The following is an 18,780-nucleotide window of genomic DNA, read 5'->3' as shown; positions in this document are numbered from 1 at the left end:
TCTTTTCATCTTTCTTGCGATTAAAATTTAGCAGTCAGTTTGACTAGATACTGTTTACTGATAGGATACTTGAAGTCCTGAAAACCAGGCAACTCATATTCCGATGCAGATATTCTGGTTTCTGGATCTAAACCTGAAAATTTAGTCCAAGTAAATAGGTTATCTGCGCTCAACGAGATATTCAAGGACTGTAGTCTGAGCGCTGAAATCATGTCTCTAGGAAAAGAATACCCAAGAGATACGTTTCTCAAGCGGATGTAATCTCCGTCCTCCAAATACCGGGAAGACACTGCATTGGACTGCTGATTCCCTCCTCTGACTGGCAATGGATGTGTAGCTTCATCTCCAGGCTTTTCCCACCTACTCCAGTCATCTTGAAGATTCATCAAATTGTACTCTGGATAAGCCCCATCGCTATCGAAAAGTTGTCGAGAACTGTGATACACCTTGTTTCCAAACTGATAAGAAATCAGCACATTCAGCGAAATCCCTTTGTACCCAAAGCTGTTGGTCCAACCACCATAGAATTTAGGAAGCACATCTCCTACAGCCTGGTACTCCGCTTCAGAGTAAACACTAGTCGCTTCTCTTGATACCACATTGCCATCCGCATCTCGATTCACCTTTTCCCACAGTGGACTACCATCATCTGGGTTCACCCCAAGCCATTTAGGAAGGTACCACTGTCTGAGAGAGTTGCCCACTTCAGACACCTGCTGGGCCCCTGTACCAAAGAATAGCTCCCGATCATCTCCCAAATCCATTATCTCACTTTGATTCCAAGATACGTTGAACCCGGAATTCCAAGAAAACTCACGAGATGGATTGATGATATCAGCACTAACAGCAAACTCAACCCCTTGATTTTTCACTTCTCCAGCATTCCTTAATTGTTCTTCATAGCCAATCGACAAGGGCAATTGAACTCTAAGTAGCATGTCTTTTGTGGAGTTACGATAATAATCCAAAGTGAAATTCACTCTATCCAAAAGGACCAAATCTACACCTACATTTCTAGAAATGACCGTTTCCCAAGTGATCTGTCTATCTGCCAAGAGCGGAATTGTACCTGCTGGACTTCCGTTGTAGTTTGTTGATAAATCATAATAAGACAAATAAGGAAAATAAGTACTCCCCACATTATCGTTACCTACTTCTCCATAGCTCGCTCTTAGCTTCATGAACGTGATTACATCTTTCGAGAATATGCTTTCCTCACTAATCACCCAGGAAGCCGAAACACCTGGAAAATACCCCCATCGCGTACTAGGAGCAAATTTTGAGGAGGCATCTGTTCGGAAAACACCCGTCAAAAAATATTTACCTGCATATGAATAACTCAACTCCGAAAGAAATGATACTCTCGTACTCGTCACATTGGACCCGCCTGTACTTACAGGTTCCGCTGCTGCATCCAACACATTCAACCCAATAGGGATATTTCTAGCAGACGCATTGAGTGATTCTGCATAATAGCTAGCACCCTCTACTCCAACAAAACCTCCAAAGGAATGTTTTCCAAAGTCCTTGCTGGCCCTAAATATTAGGGTAGAAATGGCATCCCTCGATTCATTATCCGAACTCGTAAGTGTTCCCTGACTTGCCTTTCCGTCTTTTGATCGAGGATCCAAGAATGTCTCATATCCCGAATTATAGATGGACACCATCGTTCTAGATTCCATAGTCAACCAATCTGTAAAATCAATAGTCAAAAAAGCATTCCCAGTTAAAGCTAGAGATTTACTTTTGTTGTAGTTATACTGAGCCGTGTGCAGCACGTTTCTCTTGTCTCTACCGTACCACTCTAGAGAGGTAGTGTTATCTATATATTTGATAGACCCATCATCCGCATAAGGGTCATCCCATGGCAAATTCAAAAATGGGTCATAACGCCAATCCCAAAAATCCTGATTGCCTTCGCTCTGAACTACAGAAAAATTGGTTTTTAGATTAATATTTTCTTTGAGTTGAAAACCGAGATTAGAACGAAAACTGATGCGTTCATAACCTGTATTCACTAAAGTTCCGTCTTCATTGTAATAATCCAATGACACAGCGTAATTGGTTTTTTCTCCACCGCCTCTAGCCGCTACGTAATAATTCTGAAGTACTCCTGGTTTATACACTTCATCAACCCAATCAAAATTTCGATCTTCTAGATAATTTGGTCTTTGATTGAGAAAACCTGCAGTATTATCTCCCCACATAATCCTTTGAAGTTCATACAAATCAGCTCCATTCATCACAGAGAAATTCCCCGTAGTAATTCTTTTTTGCCCCACAGTAGCCGAAAACTCAATTTGAGCATCCTCTTTAGAACCTGTTTTGGTTGTCACGATCATCACTCCACCAGAGGCCAGCGATCCATACAGTGCTGTAGCTGCAGCATCCTTCAATATCGTTACTGATTGGACATCATTGGGTTGATATGTACCTCCTATCATGCCATCAACGACCACCAAGGGGGCACGGTCTGCGGTCAATGAATTGACCCCTCGAATTCTTATCTCTGCTGCTTGTCCCGGTGCACCAGAAGAGGTAGTCACACTCACCCCCGCTACTTTGCCTTGCAGCATACTTTCAACATTAGAGGCAGTTACGTTCTGTAGTTCAGTATCATCCAGAGTACTGGCCGAGGCAGAAACCTCCTGTCTCGACTTTACAGAATACCCCATAATCACTACTTCTGACAACTCCGAAACATCAGAAGGTAAAGAAACATCGATTACCGATCGACCATTTATTTCTTCTCTCTGAGTGACAAACCCGACAAATGAAAAGATAAGCACATCGCTATCATTTGCTGCTATAGAGTAGTTTCCATCTAGATCTGCCACTGTCCCCACAGCGGACCCTTCCACTACGATCATTGCCCCTGGCAAGCCCTCTCCATCTTCGTCCGATCTCACTTGCCCAGTGACCAATGACTGAGCTCTCAAGTCCGTCACGAAAGCAAGCAGACAAAGGATCAATATACCTTTTGTAAATGTTTGCATCATACAATTAGTTACGTTTAACTTTCACTTCCTTTTATTTTTGAATCACCAAATTAAATAATATTTATTTAACTTTCAATTTCTTTCTTAAATAAAATACTACTTTGCCTTTTCTTATTAATTAATCATTAACAGACTCCTTATAATATATAGTAGTTATGAACATTATCAAATCTTCGTCTGGCTGGCTAGTATATGCTTTCGCTACGACTGTTTCTTGGGGCATCTGGGGAGCACTAATAGAATCTCCAGAAAAAAATGGATTCCCTGCGACCATGGGATACATCGCATGGGCACTCACTATGATCCCCTGCGCAATCGTTGGTCTCAAAATCACCAATTGGAAACTGGAAACTTCTCCGAAAGCAATCGTTTTAGGTATGGCAGCAGGACTCACAGGTGCTGGAGGGCAAATTATATTGTTTCAAGCATTAAGAGAAGGGCCAGCCTACATTATTTTCCCCATCATATCACTCTACCCCATCGTCACTATCGCCCTATCCACCACCCTCCTCAAGGAATCAGCAACCCGAAGACAGGCATTCGGAATCTGCCTAGCCCTGATCGCTATTTACCTATTATCCTATAGCAATGGTGAAAAAAAACTCACAGAAGGACACACCTGGCTAATACTTTCCGCATTGGTATTTTTAGCATGGGGACTCCAAGCCTACGTTATGAAGTTTGCCAACCAATCCATGAAAGCCGAAAGCATCTTTTTCTACATGACAATTTCAGGCCTAACCCTAATCCCTATAGCCTATTATATGACAGACACATCGCAAGAAATCAACTATGGCTGGGACGGGGCATACGCCGCATTTTTCATTCATTTGCTCAACTCTTTTGGTGCACTAGCACTCGTCTACGCACTTAGACACGGCAAAGCCATCATCGTCGTCCCCCTTACCGGCTTATCCCCACTAATCACCATCACTCTCTCCCTCATACTGTACAACGTATGGCCCAGCCCTACCCTGCTCGCAGGAATGCTAGTTGCCCTAGTAGCCATGTATCTATTCTCCAAATAAGCCTGCGTTTTCACAGCTTTGATACAGTTATTTTAACCAGCAAGACAACAACTTTAAATAATTATTAATTTTCGTTTGCTTTCTTTTTAAAAGTTAATAACTTTCGAAATCTAATTATAAGGTTTACCAAAGAAAACCTTGACATACTAAATCTTAAATTCAAAATCACATGAAAAATCTTAACTTTAAAGGATTATTGACCCTCAGCTTGGCACTAACTAGCTGTATCCTCTTCTCTTGCAGTGAAGATGAAGACAAACTCCCTGCACCAGAAGCAGGCTTCACTACAGAAATCTCTGGCAAGACAGTAACTTTCACTAACACTACAGCAGGAGAAGAAACTTCCTACGCATGGGACTTTGGAGATGGCGATACCTCTACTGAAGAATCCCCGTCACACACCTACGAAGCAAACGGTAGCTACGTAATCACCATGACCGCCACCAACGAAAGCGGATCAGATGAATCACAAGCTGCTGTAGACATCATAAACATCACCATCGATGGAGACGTGAGCGAATGGGCTGATATACCTGCTTTAGATTTTGAAGGAGATGGAACATTTGTACAAGTAAAAATGGAAAACTTGGGCAACCAAAAACTATACGTCTATGTAGAAGCCACTTCTGAACACACCTCATTCATAGACTTCTGGATCAACACCGACTACCAAGCAACAACTGACTTAGAGCAAGATTCAACTGGATTTTACTCCCTTAAATACCCTGGCTCTACCAAAGGTCTTGACTATCTATTTGAAGGCTTCTTTGGAACAGCAGACGGAAGAGAATTCCATGAAGGAACTGTAGACGCAGCAAGCCTTGGTCTTTACACTCTATACATGTACCCTAATGATGATGATGACCTCCTAACTAACAACAACGTATGGGGCACGTGGGAACAACTCCAATACAGCACATTTCTCAATCTAACAGACATGGTATCAAAAGAAGGAAATGTAGCCTATGAGTTTTCACTAGACCTTCAGTCTATAGATCCCAACAGAATTCCAGAGCAAGGAGACGCCATCGAATTTTTCTTTGACGCACTAGACAACTCCCCAACCTCTACCGAGGGATGGTGGGCTTCACAAGGACACTACCCTACGAATCAAGAACAAGAGGGAGCTCTACCTGCCACTTACATCTTGAAATAACCTCAACTTCACTAATGCAATGTCATGACCAAGCATCATGACATTGCTTTTTTCATTTTTTTTCAAGCAGCGTCAATCATGCAAAAAGGTCTAATCACTCTATTCATCACCTCCATCATAAGCACCTTCACCTCATTGGGTCAATCTGTAACTTATGAAAGCCACGATCTGATCATCCCCAACCCTGAAAGAGGCTTTTACCACCACACAGAGGTACACACCGGCGGCAATTACAATTTTCTAGATCTGGAAACACTATCCAGCTACCAGTCCAACGAATCCATCACACAAATCCTGCGCGTAATCTACCTAGAGGAGTTTCGTAATTCACCCATTTCCAACGAATACCTCAACAACATCCGAAAGGACCTATCTACCGTAAGATCCGCAGGACTCAAATGCATCATTCGATTTGCCTACTCCACAGGAACCTCCGCCCCATACAATGACGCAACACCTGAAATCGTACAAACCCATATCGAACAAATCAAACCTATACTCCGAGAAAATGCAGATGTAATCGCAGTAATGCAAGCAGGATTTATAGGCACCTGGGGTGAATGGTACTACACTGATCACTTCGCTACGAGTCCAGGCGTGATCAATGAAGACAGCTGGAACGACCGCAAAGAAGTAGTTTTCGGTCTACTGGATGCACTCACACCCGACCGCATGCTACAAATTCGTACGCCAGGCTACAAAATGAAGATTTTTGACTCTGAAGAAGCCATCGACGAGAGTATCGCCTTTGAAAACACCTACAGAAGTAGACTAGGCCACCACAACGACTGCTTCGTAGCATCCTCTTCTGACTTTGGCACATATATCAATCCTGACCTAGAAAAACCTTACCTCAACCAGGAAACACTGTACACCCCTATGGGAGGAGAAACCTGTGCACTAGCCTCCCCCTACTCGGATTGCGACAATAGTTCCAACGAACTGGCTCGCTTCCACTGGTCCTACATCAATAGAGACTACAATGCGGATGTACTCAACGAATGGGACAACCAAGGTTGTTTTGATGAAATCACGCTAAAAATAGGCTACCGCCACGAGCTACTCGCTGGCACATACACCGAAAGCGTACAACCTGGAGGAACTTTTTCATTTGATCTAGACCTCCAAAACACCGGATACGCCAACCCTTACAATCCTAGAGATATAGAAATCATTCTCAGAAATCAAGACAGTAAAGAAGAATATGTCATCGAGCCAGATACCGACATAAGAACTTGGCCTTTAGGAGAAAACATCAATTTGTCCCTGAGCGCTGGTATCCCAAATGAAATGACAGAAGGCAATTACGACCTACTTCTCAACCTTCCAGACCCTTACGAAACCTTACATAACGACCCTCGCTACTCTATCCAAATGGCCAACACTGGAGTTTGGGAAGCGGAAACAGGCTACAACAAACTAAATCATACGGTAATCATCTCAGCAGATGCCAGTCAACCCAACTATGATGGAGACTTGGAGTTTGCTATCGCAGGACTCACCGAAAGCATCGATACCAATGGCGAAATATTGGGATCAGCCAGCAGCTCCGACCTAATGATCTACTGGGGTAGAGAAAGTAGCGGCCTAAAACGCATCATACAAAGAGCCGAAAACAGTGGCGAATACACTACAGTAGCTACTCTACCTGCAGATCAGGACTACTACTTAGATCCAAATATCTCTCCAGAAACATCCTACACTTACAGATACTACCTGCTATCAGGAGATCAAATCTCTGCTTATTCGGAAGAGGTCTCGTTAGCAACTAATGATATAAACAGCTACAGCATCAACATAGATGGCAACAAAGAAGACTGGGGTACACTACCCATTCTTAGCTCTGCATCTAACACTGGACAAAGCTTCAGCATGCGCACCTACTTCGACATACAAAATCTTTACATACTCATCGAAGGAGCCGTCACAAACTACAAAACATACATCAACACCGACTATGACCAGAACACAGGCTATCAAGAAGAAAATAGTCCCCTACAAGGAGCCGACTACTACCTATCTGGACAAACATTGTACGAGTTTGTAGGCTCGGAATGGCAAGAAACTGAAGCAGTAATAAACAGCGCTACACAAGGCAATATTCTAGAGCTTTCACTGAGTCAGAAAGAACTCAAAGACATAGAAGCACAAACCTCTATCCCGTTTTTCACTACACTAAACGACGACAACACTCAACTAGGCAGCACTAGCGGAAATCCTTCCTTAGCATTTCGTAACACCCCACCAGACACCCCCACAGGCCTGACTATTGAGAAATCGGAACAAATACCAAAATCCAGACTCCTGATAAGCTGGGAAGCATGCAGCCACTGTGATGGATACATATTGGAGCGATCCACTGACGAGAACAACTATATCGAGATTGGTCAGTTTAACGCAAACAACACCGAAACCAGGGATGACAACTTACTAGACGAAACAACCTACTATTACAGACTATACACCTACAACGAGCTAGGCAATTCATCCTACAGCGAAACAATAAGCGGCAAAACAGGAGAACCTATTTTAGAAATTGGAACTAGTCAAAATTTCACCCTCTACCCAAACCCGACCACAGACTTTATTCAGCTTTCAGAAGCTTTCGAAAGAATCGACATCTACTCTCTTTCAGGTATGAAATTGATTTCAAGCACAGATAGTGCTCAAATAGATCTTAGTCAATTACAAGCAGGGGTTTACATTTTAAGGATAAAAGACGGACAATCCACAACAGCAATAAAAGTGATCAAGCAATGATCACTTTTACTCCTGCATCTTCTAGACGCTTACGATCTTCATTGTCCAACTTATCATCAGTAACCACTACATCGATTTTTTCTACCGGGCAGATATACGCAAAACTCTTCTTCTTGAATTTGCTAGAGTCCGTCAACAATATCACCTCATTAGCAATTTCAATCATCAATTCATTTAAGTGTGCCTCTTCAATATTGGGCGTATACAAACCGCTCCTCGTATCAAACCCATCAACACCCAAAAAAGCCTTGTCAACATAAAAATTTCTCAACCCTCGCTCCGCCATCGGTCCCACAAGTGACTGGGAGTTTTTGCGCAAATACCCACCCGGAATCGTCAAACTTACATTTGGATGATTGATCAAAACGCTCGCTATATTCAGAGCATTGGTAATCACCGTCAACTCCTTGCTCTCATCAAGATTCTTTACCATCTCAGCAGTAGTAGTTCCCGAATCAATCAACACAATTTCAGAGTCATTAATCAGTTTAGCAGCAGCCTTACCGATCTTCACTTTCTCTTGATAGTTAAGCTTATCTTTTTCCGATAGGTTATAATCTACCCCTACCCTACCCTCTATCTTCATCGCTCCTCCACGAGCACGTATCAATAAATTTTTCTGTTCTAATTGGTCTAGGTCGTTTCGAATAGTAACCTCACTCACCCCAAACCGGGCACTAAGTTCTTCTACAAATACTTTTCCGTCAGTATTGATAGAAGTCAAGATGTCATTTCGTCTAGATACTGTTGAACTTCTACTGTTAATAGGCATGATTTCTTATTTATTGCAAGATAGAAAAGTTTGAGAACGTAAAACAAGCATTAAGCATCAATGAAACTTTTCAAAAGTTAAAAAAGTAAATATGAAAGTATTTGAAAGTTTAAACTTTGTGTTTAAATTTGAATCGACTTAATAAAATAAGCTTACATAAGAAAAATATCGTTTATGGACTTTTTAAATATTGATGTAAATACTCTGGAATCTTTAGGCGGCATTCACACCGCTCGAGAAATCGCCCAACAACCGATGGTTTGGAGAGAAATCTGGAGTGTTGTACATAAGCAAAAGAAAGAGCTTGGGGATTTTCTAAACAGTGCTGACTTTGATAAAACCATACTAACTGGCGCAGGAACAAGCGCATACATCGGAGAATCTCTAGTTGGCACATTTTACCGACACAGCAAGGACAATGTATCCGCAGTACCTACAACCAATTTGGTTTCACATCCCTATGATTATCTTTCGAACGACGAATCACTGCTTTTAATTTCATTTGCACGTTCTGGCAATAGCCCCGAAAGCAAAGCTGCAGTAGAGCTTGCGGATAAAATCAGTAAAAAATGTTTTCACCTAGTCATTACCTGCAATCCAGTGGGCGACCTAGCCACCTACAAAACCAAAGGTGAAAAGTACGTATTGACACTACCGAAAGAAACCAATGACAAAAGCCTGGCTATGACTAGCAGCTACACCGGCATGTTACTCTCAGGAATATTGATTGGCAGATTGGAAGAAATAGATTCTCTAAAACCACAAGTAGAACTGGCTAGTCAATATGCCGAACAAATTTTAGAAACACATTTGGACAGTATTAAAGAAACTGCTTCTCTCCCCTTCAAAAGAGCTGTATTTCTAGGTTCAGGCCCTCTACTAGGTACTGCTACCGAATCTCAACTAAAACTGCAAGAACTGACAGATGGTGCCATTATCTGTAAAGAAGAGTCGTTCTTAGGTTTTAGACATGGTCCAAAAGCAGTCGTAGATGGAGACACACTCATTGTATATCTTCTATCGAACAACAAATACGTGAGTCAATACGAACATGATCTAATTTTTGCCATGGAAAAAGGCAAGAAGGCCCTCTCACAAGTCGCAATCGCAGAACGACTCGATTTCGATTTAGATGTGAATTTAAGTATTCAATACGCGAGTAACGGAGACACTCTTGACGAAGAGTTTCTTACCTTGCCTTCTGTTCTCCCTGGACAACTCCTAGGCTTTTTCAAATCGTTGGACCAAGGACTCCAACCAGATGAGCCTTCATCTAGCGGAGCGATTTCACGTGTGGTACAAGGAGTCAATATTTACATGCTACCACAATCAAAATAAACAGATAGCACAATGAAAAAAGTACTAGTTGTTGGAGAACTTAACGTCGACATCATCTTAAACAAAATAGATGGGTTTCCTGAAGTTGGCAAAGAAATCTTGTCAAAACAGATGACTGTAACAATGGGTAGCAGTTCAGCTATCTTCGCAAGCAATCTATGCTCGCTGGGTGCAGACGTTACTTTCTTGGGAAAAATAGGTACAGACCAATTTGGTGATTTAGTAGAAAGCTCACTTCAAAAGAAAGGTGTCAGAACAGATTTTTTGATTCGATCAGATGAGTACCAAACTGGATCTACGATAGTTCTCAACTATGACCTAGACAGGGCCAATGTTACCTACCCTGGAGCCATGGACCATCTCAGCGCCAAGGAAGTAAGAAATGATATCATCACAGAAGCAGGACATCTCCATGTAAGCAGTATTTTCATGCAACCGGCTCTTAAGTCTGGGGTTTTGGATCTTTTCAAAAGAGCCAAGGCTTTTGGTCTCACCACATCTTTGGACCCCCAATGGGACCCTGCAGAAAACTGGGATCTCAACCTACAAGAACTGCTCCCTTTTGTTGATGTCTTCCTTCCTAATCGAGTGGAGCTTCTCAACCTTACAAACACAAAAACCATAGAAGAAGGGATCCAAAGCATCCAAGATTACGCCCACATAATAGCCTTGAAAGATGGAGCCAATGGTTCGCTACTCATCAACAAAGGACAAATAGAGAGATTGCCTGCATTCTTGAATAACGAAGTTGCAGATGCAATTGGGGCTGGAGACAGTTTTGATGCAGGCTTTATCTTTCAGTACATTCAAGAAAAATCCCTCATCGAATGTCTAAAATTTGCCAACTTGACAGGTGCTATCAACACAACAGAAGCTGGCGGCACCACCGCTTTTGAAAATAAAGATAGAATTACGGAAATAGCACAAAGACGCTTTTCCTATAGCATATAAAAAGGCTATGCGCTCAGTTACAATTTTTACAAGTAACCAGACCGCATCTAATTGACAAAAGTACCCATGGAATAAACCAGATTGATCTATCAGGTTTAGTGAACTCCGTGTGACCACTAATAACAAAATACACATGAAACTACAAGAACAACTCGCTCTTAACAAAGAAGAGGGGCAGGCATTGCTCGCTACCAACTTCTATAATTTCGAAACGCTCTCGGCAGTATTGACGGCAGCAAAAGACAACGACAGCTCGATCATACTACAACTCTCCGAAAGCTCGATCAATTACATGGGACTGGAAGTCGCTACTGGCCTAGCTAGAGCTGCAATGAAACAATACGGCGTAAAAGCATGGCTACACCTTGACCATGGCAGTGATGTCAGCCTAGTAAAAAAATGTCTTGACGCTGGGTTTGACTCTGTAATGATCGACGCTAGTGAGAGACCCTTTGAAGAAAATGTGCAAATCACATCTGAAATTGTGAAGTACGCAAAACCGTTAGGTGCTAATGTAGAGGCAGAATTGGGATATATATCGAAACTAGGCCAAGAACAAAAAATGATTTACACACAGCCTGAAGAAGCCAAACAGTTCGTCGAAGAGACGGGTATTAATGCATTGGCGATTGCTGTTGGTTCTGCGCATGGATTCTACAAAGAAACACCTGAACTACAACTGGACTTGATCGCACAAATCAACGAAGCTACTGATGCGGCATTAGTACTCCATGGCAGTTCTGGAATCCCCCATGATCAACTCCAACAAGCAATCAAACGAGGAATCACCAAAATCAATCTGGCTACAGAGATCAAAAATATCTTCATGAAAAAACTCCAGTTCACATTGGCTGATTCTGATGAAATCGATTTGAGAAAAGTATTCCCAAAAGCTACTCAATCAGCCATTGAACTGGTAAGTGACAAACTCAAAACAATCAATTTCAAAGCATAAATGAAGCAGATATATTTCGTCATAGCGTTTTTAATATATCAACAGAGTCTGGCTCAATCGCCAGACTCTCTTCTACTTAAGGACTACCAACCCGTCTCTATATACAGTATCCCCAAAACCCAAATAGAGCAACCCATGTGGCCTGTGATAGACATACACTCCCACCCCTACGCCAAGAGCGAAAAGGAAATCAATCAATGGGTCAACACTATGGATCAAATGGGCATAGACAAAACAATTGTACTGACCATGACGACAGGATCAGCATTTGATAGTCTTGTCCAAGCCTATTCAAAATACCCTAAGCGCTTTGAACTATGGTGTGGTATAGATTTCACGGGATACAATGAAAAAGACTGGTCCCAAAAGGCCATTGCAGAGCTAGAGAGATGTCATGCAATAGGTGCCAAAGGCATTGGAGAATTAGGTGACAAAGGCCAGGGATTGCTCTATTCAAAACCCACTCCAGCACCTGGACTACACGTCCACGACCCGCGCCTTCAGCCTGTACTCAAGCGTTGCGGAGAGCTCGGAATGCCTGTCAATATCCACGTGGCAGAACCCAAATGGATGTACGAACCCATGAACAAGCACAATGACGGCCTAATGAACGGTTTCAAATGGCGAATCGACACCACGCAGACCTCTCTCGATCACCAAGGACTCATCAAATCTCTGGAACAAGCAGTAGCCAACAATCCACAAACTACATTTATTGCTTGTCATTTTGCCAATTGCGGATTTGATCTATCAATCCTCTCATCCTTGCTGGATAGTTATCCCAACTTGTATGCAGATATCTCCGCTCGATTTGGAGAAACAGCAAGTATACCACGCTACATGTTGCAGTTTTATCAAAAACACCAAGACCGACTTCTGTTCGGTACCGATATGGGAATGGACCCAGAAATGTACCAACTGATCTTTAGAATTTTGGAATCCAAAGATGAACATTTCTACAGTCCATACTACGCCAACTATCATTGGCCCTTGCACGGTTTTGGACTTCCTAAAAACGTACTTAAGAAACTCTACTATGAAAATGCTCAGAAACTTCTTTCGCTTTAGTTTACCCCTCATCATATTTCCTTTTCTATTCAGCTGTAATAACACTGACCATATAGTGATCTCCCATGGAGATCTCACCATGAGCATTTCGGATCAGTTATTTACCCAACTCCATTCTACCCAAACAGAGAAGAAATTAACCTCTATGGCTGCTACAGAATACCTCATACTGGATGAAGGAACCCTAGCATCATTCCCTGTCTTTAAAAGTAGCACAAGAGAGACTACACAGCTGGGAGGAGGCAGAGTTTACACCATTCAAGGAAAGAATGAAGGCATTAGTAAAACCCTAACCATCACCGCATACGACCAACATCCTGACCTCCTCACCACTCAGGTGACTTACATCAACTCTTCCAACAAAGACCTACCTATCAAGGCATGGGCAAACCAAGGGTATTCCTTCCGTTCGAAAGAGGAAAAAATCCCGTTCTGGGCTTTCCAAGGCTCCTCATCAAGTTCCCGATCCGATTGGATCAAACCCATCAACCCTGGCTACTATCAGCAAAATTACATGGGGATGAACAACTCCGATTATGGCGGAGGTATACCCGTCACAGATATCTGGAACCCTGATATCGGCATAGCCATTGGACATACCGAGCTCTCCCCCCAACTCGTCTCACTCCCCACCGAAATAAAAAAATACAGCAAGCAGGTTTCAATATCGGTCCGTAAGGATTTCTCACACCCACATTACCTAGCTGCGGGAGACACACTGAAGACTCTCGAGACATTTGTAGCCTTACATGACAAAGACTACTACAACGGGCTCCGCAAGTACGCCCAGCTGATGGAAGCGAAAGGGATCAAAATGCCAGAGCCCGAACCAGCAGCCTTTGAACCTATATGGTGTGCTTGGGGCTATGAAAGAAACTTCACATTAGACGAAGTGGTTGGCACATTGCCCAAAGTGAAAGAGTTGGGAATCAAATGGGCTGTACTAGATGACGGTTTCCAACAAGCAGAAGGAGACTGGCACGTCAATGAACTGAAGTTCCCCGGAGGAGATACTCAAATGAGGGCTTTGGTAGATCAAATCCATGCCCACGGCCTGAAAGCCAAACTTTGGTGGGCTCCTCTCGCGGCTGATCCTAGCAGTCAATTGCTAGAAAACAACCCAAACATGAGACTCTATCTCAGCGACTGGGCACCACAATACATCACCTGGTGGGATGCTTACTACCTCTCTCCTTCCCATCCTCATACTATCCAGCACACCAAGGATGTCGTAGATCTATTTCTCAACCAATGGGATTTTGACGGGCTAAAAATGGACGGCCAACACATGAATGCCATTGCCCCTGACCACAACCCAGAAGCTCAACTTTCTTCGCCTGAAGAAGGCCCTGAGAAACTTCCTGATTTTTTTAGATTGATCTATGACGAAGCACTGGCTATCAAGCCACACGCTGTGATTGAAAACTGTCCCTGTGGCACTTGCATGTCTTACTTCAACATGCCTTACATGAACCAGTCGGTATCATCGGACCCTTTGAGTTCTTGGCAAATCAGATCAAAAGGAAAGACCTACAAGGCACTCATACCTCATACAGCTTACTATGGTGACCATGTAGAATTGAGCGATGGTGCAGACGATTTTGCAAGCTCCTTTGGTATCGGCGCAGTATTGGGGACCAAATTCACCTGGCCCAAAGACAACCCAACTGCCTCTGACACTTTCCTTCTGACAAAAGAAAAAGAGGAGCAATGGAAGAAATGGTTTTCCCTTTACAACCAAAAAATGCTATCCAAAGCCTCTTACAAAGGAGGCCTATACGATATCGCCTACGATCGGCCAGAGACACATACCATCCAAAAAGGTGACACGTTACACTATGCATTTTATTCAGACGAGTGGAGTGGGAATGTAGAATTGAGAGGCCTAGACAAAGGACAATATCTCATACGCGATTATGTAAATAACAAAGAAATTGGCGAGGTTTCCGCTCAAGCCAACACCGTCAATTTAGAATTCAAAGATTTCATCCTATTAGAAGTTTATCCGAAATAATATGAATATCATTTTCCCAAGACCTTTTGCAATAGCCATAGATGATTTAGGTTGGCTAAAAGGATATGACGAAGGCGAAGAAGGCTATGGCCCCTATCGACTCGGCATAGATCGTCTCACTACTATGGCAGACTATGAGGCTGTCGTAGACCTAGCTCAAAAAGCCGGCGTCCGACTCCAGGGGCTTTTCATCCTGGGCGAGATGGACCGAGAGAATTTCCTTGGCCAATACCCCACCACCACCCATTTTAGAGAAAATTGGGACAACACGGACAACGTCTCCGACTTACAACAAGAGATGATGGGATACACCAAGAAACAAAGTGCCCATCTAGAATTTGGGCTACATGGTGTAGGGCATGAATTTTGGCCCGAAAAAGGCAAAAGAAGGAGGGCGGAATGGTACAACACAGATGACGATCACCCATGGCCAGAAGAAGAAATTCGAAACCACGTCGAATGTTTTGTTAGAATCATGAAGCAGTACGGCATCTCCAAGGAAGAAGGTCATTCATTCCCCGAAAGTTTTGTACCGTGTGCCTACAGCTACTACTGGAACCCCGAAGGCAACTACAGTTTAGGCAGTGTATTGGGAAAATACGGTGTTCGTTTCGCCAATACAGATTTCTCACAAATACCCGAATGTAACCCTCCCAAGGAAGACAATGGTGGTGGCTTTGATCATAGTGTCCATGTAATGAACCGCTACAACTACGGCAACCTTTGGTGTGCCGAAGGCAAGCTACCAGACACCCCCTTGACTGAGCAGCCCACAGACTATATCGAAACACACTGGCCCAACTTACTCTATAGCAAAGAAAAAACACAACATGAGGTCACCAGTACATGGGTGAATTACTATCAAGCAGTGCAAAAAAGCAACAATAGATACTGTGCGAAAAACACCGAACAAATGCACTCACAATGGCTCTACAAAAAACACACACGTGTAACAGAAAGCGAGCCAGGACAAGTACTGATCGATAACACCGATATGCCTGACCAAGTACTTATGACACTTGCTCCAAGCAACATGGTACTGAAGCTCAAAATCCAAGAGGGTCAACATATATCCAAGGCAACTATAGATGGCAACAGCATCCCTGCTTACTTCGAAGATGCAGGCTATGCATTTATTTATCTACCTCCATTGGAACAAAAAAAATACCAGTTAAACTACGAAACAGGTCATACTCTACCTACTCAAACCGTATGGCATGACAACACAAGCAACATCCTCGGCATAGCTCATACCGAAAAAGAAAGTACCATCACTCTAAGATGGTATGGTCAACAAACTTTACGATTGATTACCAATCAAAAACCCAAACTAGTTTCATCAGATAATGAACAGTTGAAAGTCTTAGATTGGAAATTGGAAGAGGGTTATTTGAACATTGACCTGTCTGCTCACGACATGCAGGGAGAGACAGGAACCGTTCGAATAGCATACTAGACAAGAGCTAAATGCTACATTAATTATATTTATTTAGAGTGAATAAAAAGGCACCTCGCACGGTGCCTTTTGTTTTTATACTACTTTTCGATTCGCACCATTCGATTGTATACTTGTTTGTCAGCAACCGATATTCGGGTCAAGTACAAACCAGGCATCAAAACCTCCGAAACACGGAAAGTTACGACCTGACTCCCCGCCCCCTTCAACTCACTATAGACAGGAGCGACCTGCTTACCTCCTAAATCATAGAATCTAACCTCGACCTCCGACATCTCGTCCAATGAAAGCGCTATATTCAATTGGCTTTTAGAAGGATTAGGATAGACATCAATACTGCTTGACAGTTCTTCTTCAAGAAAATACTCCCTGCCTCTACTCCCTGCGGACCCTACAACATATGGTGCAGCCGAACCACCCGTCGTAGGGATGTATCCAGAAGCAGACCAGGCCGAACTGATCATTTTCGCAGCTACCCTAACGGTCGATGACAAGCTACCTAAAGAGGATTTGCTGATAGCCAACTCTATCACTGACCCGCTCTTTACCAAATCAACTGCACCTAAACTCGTCCATGACCACCCCGATCCCTGTCCATTGTGAGCAAAAAGCGTCCCATTCTCCACCATAAAATCAAAGCCTGTAGACGGCCAGTCTGTATACAAATACTCATTGCTTCCCGCAGTAGCACTATTGTCACTATCTATGAACACCTCGTAGTTGGTATCAATACTGCCAGTCACCAGTACATATAGATAATCCGAATTATCGGCCACTTTCAACCCCGTAGGGCCTCCTGATCCTGAAGTAGAAATACTTGACACACTAGACCAATCTCCAGTGTTTCCATCGACTGTTATGGAGAGTGAACCTCCTCCAGATCCTCCTCCGGATACGTTCGTTTCGAAAGCGCCGATATCAACTCTTGAACCCTGAACTCTGGCATTGCCCTCCAGATCGAATTGACCTGCCCCACTGTACGATGGATCACCAGCATTCACTGCCGGTGAAGTAGTACTGATTCGAAAGTCCGCTCCTCCCGCATTGACAAAAAGCGGATTTTGAGTGACAGCATTTGCATCTCCAGACACATTGTAAAACAAACTTGATGTACTGCCATTGTCTCTCCAGTACAAATTATAAGACTGTGTCTTGCTACTACTACTCGTCCCTCCCATCTGCACCATAGCCAACCTACCATTGGTCGGATAGAGAATATTATTCTTAATCACACTTCCAGAGTTGTTTTGTAGAGCAATCTGACCATTGTCATAAGTACCTGTTCCACACTTGTAGAAAGTGTTATTATAAACCTCTGAGTTATTGACAGAGCTCGTAGTATTAGATCCCAAGAACAACCCCGAAAGACTACAGTTATAAGCCAGGTTACTCCTCAATATATTACCATTGGCGGAGTTACCAGCCACTTCACAACCTATCGAGTAGCCTACCTTGTAATTATAGACGATATTATTCTCGATCAAATTATAACTTCCTCCGTCTGTATAAATCCCGCCAGCAGCATCCAAGCCTGCTGGCCCGGCATAGTTGCTTACTGTATTGCCTCTGATCACTCCACTTCTCGCATAATTCACACTGGCCGGTGCACCAGTCCATGAGAAGTGCCCTGCGGCATCTATCCCGATATTGGTATTGCTATTCAGCGTATTACCCTCTACCAAAAAGTATTCTACATTCCCTGCCAGAGTCACACTCTCACTGTAGCCAGTGATGCAATCATGCACACTATTGTCTCCGATATATACATTCTTAATCGAAGTAGAAGTGGATCCTACTACAGCAATAGCATGTGCCGATTTGCTTGGATCTGGCATGGTAGTCTTGCCTGTAGTCCAGCCAATGTCGTAGAATTCACACCCTGTCACACTGGATCCATCACCGTAACCGTGAATTTTTATACCATCGGCATAATTGCCCCAGTTGTTTCTAAAAACCAGATTTTGCACCGATATGTTATTGGAATTGTAGACCTCCAGAATGATAACACCATTGCTGGCTGCAGAAGAACTCCCTTCCATATAGACTGTCCCATTATAGCTCTTGAGTGTCACATTGGACTTTCCACTTAGGACAAATGGACCCGTATACGTGCCCGCAGCGATAAAAATCACATCTCCTGAGGATGCGCCAGAACAAGCACTTGCGAGTTGACTGGAATTGGAAACGTACACATCTGCTGCCTGAGTACTCACAGCACCCAATAGCAAAACACATACAATTAGATTGCGTAATTGATAACAATTCATAAATATTATAATTTAA

Annotated in this window: 12 protein-coding genes; 9 read left to right on the top strand and 3 right to left on the bottom strand. The window is 43.1% G+C overall.

Annotated elements, in window-relative coordinates; all coding sequences use genetic code 11:
- Nucleotides 1-20 precede the first annotated feature (20 nt).
- Nucleotides 21-2,999, bottom strand: coding sequence for a TonB-dependent receptor (locus BFP72_RS01715; RefSeq protein WP_099597460.1), 2,979 nt, complete (start codon nt 2,997-2,999; stop codon nt 21-23).
- 155 nt (nt 3,000-3,154) lie between these two features.
- Between BFP72_RS01715 and BFP72_RS01710 the strand changes: the two genes are divergently transcribed.
- From BFP72_RS01710 to BFP72_RS01700, 3 genes are all read left to right on the top strand, one after another.
- On the top strand, nt 3,155-4,027 hold the full coding sequence (locus BFP72_RS01710; RefSeq protein WP_099597459.1) for a DMT family transporter: 873 nt from the start codon (nt 3,155-3,157) through the stop codon (nt 4,025-4,027).
- 169 nt (nt 4,028-4,196) lie between these two features.
- Nucleotides 4,197-5,183, top strand: coding sequence for a PKD domain-containing protein (locus BFP72_RS01705; protein ID WP_099597458.1), 987 nt, complete (start codon nt 4,197-4,199; stop codon nt 5,181-5,183).
- Nucleotides 5,184-5,261: 78 nt separating this feature from the next.
- The gene (locus tag BFP72_RS01700; RefSeq protein WP_158233232.1) at nt 5,262-7,943 is read left to right on the top strand and encodes a DUF4832 domain-containing protein; all 2,682 of its coding nucleotides are present in this window, start codon (nt 5,262-5,264) and stop codon (nt 7,941-7,943) included.
- Here the strand turns inward: BFP72_RS01700 and agaR are convergent.
- Nucleotides 7,933-8,715: a transcriptional repressor AgaR gene (agaR, locus tag BFP72_RS01695; protein ID WP_099597456.1), complete on the bottom strand. Its 783-nt coding sequence runs from the start codon at nt 8,713-8,715 to the stop codon at nt 7,933-7,935. The two genes, BFP72_RS01700 and agaR, sit on opposite strands and share 11 nt — an antisense overlap.
- 174 nt (nt 8,716-8,889) lie before the next feature.
- Here agaR and BFP72_RS01690 point away from each other — a divergent pair, with 174 nt between their 5' ends.
- From BFP72_RS01690 to BFP72_RS01665, 6 genes are all read left to right on the top strand, one after another.
- Nucleotides 8,890-10,053 (top strand): SIS domain-containing protein, encoded by a 1,164-nt coding sequence (locus BFP72_RS01690; protein ID WP_099597455.1) that lies wholly within the window; start codon nt 8,890-8,892, stop codon nt 10,051-10,053.
- Between the two features lie 12 nt (nt 10,054-10,065).
- Nucleotides 10,066-11,004 (top strand): carbohydrate kinase family protein, encoded by a 939-nt coding sequence (locus BFP72_RS01685; protein ID WP_099597454.1) that lies wholly within the window; start codon nt 10,066-10,068, stop codon nt 11,002-11,004.
- Between the two features lie 133 nt (nt 11,005-11,137).
- Nucleotides 11,138-11,959, top strand: coding sequence for a class II fructose-bisphosphate aldolase (locus tag BFP72_RS01680; RefSeq protein ID WP_099597453.1), 822 nt, complete (start codon nt 11,138-11,140; stop codon nt 11,957-11,959).
- Nucleotides 11,960-13,027: an amidohydrolase family protein gene (locus BFP72_RS01675; RefSeq protein ID WP_099597452.1), complete on the top strand. Its 1,068-nt coding sequence runs from the start codon at nt 11,960-11,962 to the stop codon at nt 13,025-13,027. It abuts the gene before it with no gap.
- A complete protein-coding gene (locus BFP72_RS01670; RefSeq protein ID WP_099597451.1) occupies nt 12,996-15,041 on the top strand; it encodes a glycoside hydrolase family 36 protein in 2,046 nt (681 codons plus the stop codon). Before BFP72_RS01675 ends, BFP72_RS01670 begins: the two co-directional genes overlap by 32 nt.
- A 1-nt stretch (nt 15,042) precedes the next feature.
- Nucleotides 15,043-16,497: a hypothetical protein gene (locus BFP72_RS01665; protein ID WP_099597450.1), complete on the top strand. Its 1,455-nt coding sequence runs from the start codon at nt 15,043-15,045 to the stop codon at nt 16,495-16,497.
- An 80-nt stretch (nt 16,498-16,577) separates the two neighbouring features.
- On the opposite strand, the gene BFP72_RS01660 is transcribed toward BFP72_RS01665, so the two are convergent.
- Nucleotides 16,578-18,764, bottom strand: coding sequence for a choice-of-anchor Q domain-containing protein (locus tag BFP72_RS01660; RefSeq protein ID WP_099597449.1), 2,187 nt, complete (start codon nt 18,762-18,764; stop codon nt 16,578-16,580).
- Between the last annotated feature and the right edge of the window lie 16 nt (nt 18,765-18,780).

Source organism: Reichenbachiella sp. 5M10 (assembly GCF_002742335.1).
In the GTDB taxonomy this organism is placed as follows: domain Bacteria; phylum Bacteroidota; class Bacteroidia; order Cytophagales; family Cyclobacteriaceae; genus Reichenbachiella.
Note: the sequence above shows the minus strand (reverse complement) of the source record. Positions and strands in the feature narration are given on the sequence as shown.

Excerpts from the sequence above, each read along its gene's own strand:
- BFP72_RS01715 (WP_099597460.1), bottom strand. The coding sequence starts at position 2,999 with ATGATGCAAACATTTACAAAAGGTATATTGATCCTTTGTCTGCTTGCT.
- BFP72_RS01710 (WP_099597459.1), top strand. The coding sequence starts at position 3,155 with ATGAACATTATCAAATCTTCGTCTGGCTGGCTAGTATATGCTTTCGCT.
- BFP72_RS01705 (WP_099597458.1), top strand. The coding sequence starts at position 4,197 with ATGAAAAATCTTAACTTTAAAGGATTATTGACCCTCAGCTTGGCACTA.
- BFP72_RS01700 (WP_158233232.1), top strand. The coding sequence starts at position 5,262 with ATGCAAAAAGGTCTAATCACTCTATTCATCACCTCCATCATAAGCACC.
- agaR (WP_099597456.1), bottom strand. The coding sequence starts at position 8,715 with ATGCCTATTAACAGTAGAAGTTCAACAGTATCTAGACGAAATGACATC.
- BFP72_RS01690 (WP_099597455.1), top strand. The coding sequence starts at position 8,890 with ATGGACTTTTTAAATATTGATGTAAATACTCTGGAATCTTTAGGCGGC.
- BFP72_RS01685 (WP_099597454.1), top strand. The coding sequence starts at position 10,066 with ATGAAAAAAGTACTAGTTGTTGGAGAACTTAACGTCGACATCATCTTA.
- BFP72_RS01680 (WP_099597453.1), top strand. The coding sequence starts at position 11,138 with ATGAAACTACAAGAACAACTCGCTCTTAACAAAGAAGAGGGGCAGGCA.
- BFP72_RS01675 (WP_099597452.1), top strand. The coding sequence starts at position 11,960 with ATGAAGCAGATATATTTCGTCATAGCGTTTTTAATATATCAACAGAGT.
- BFP72_RS01670 (WP_099597451.1), top strand. The coding sequence starts at position 12,996 with ATGAAAATGCTCAGAAACTTCTTTCGCTTTAGTTTACCCCTCATCATA.
- BFP72_RS01665 (WP_099597450.1), top strand. The coding sequence starts at position 15,043 with ATGAATATCATTTTCCCAAGACCTTTTGCAATAGCCATAGATGATTTA.
- BFP72_RS01660 (WP_099597449.1), bottom strand. The coding sequence starts at position 18,764 with ATGAATTGTTATCAATTACGCAATCTAATTGTATGTGTTTTGCTATTG.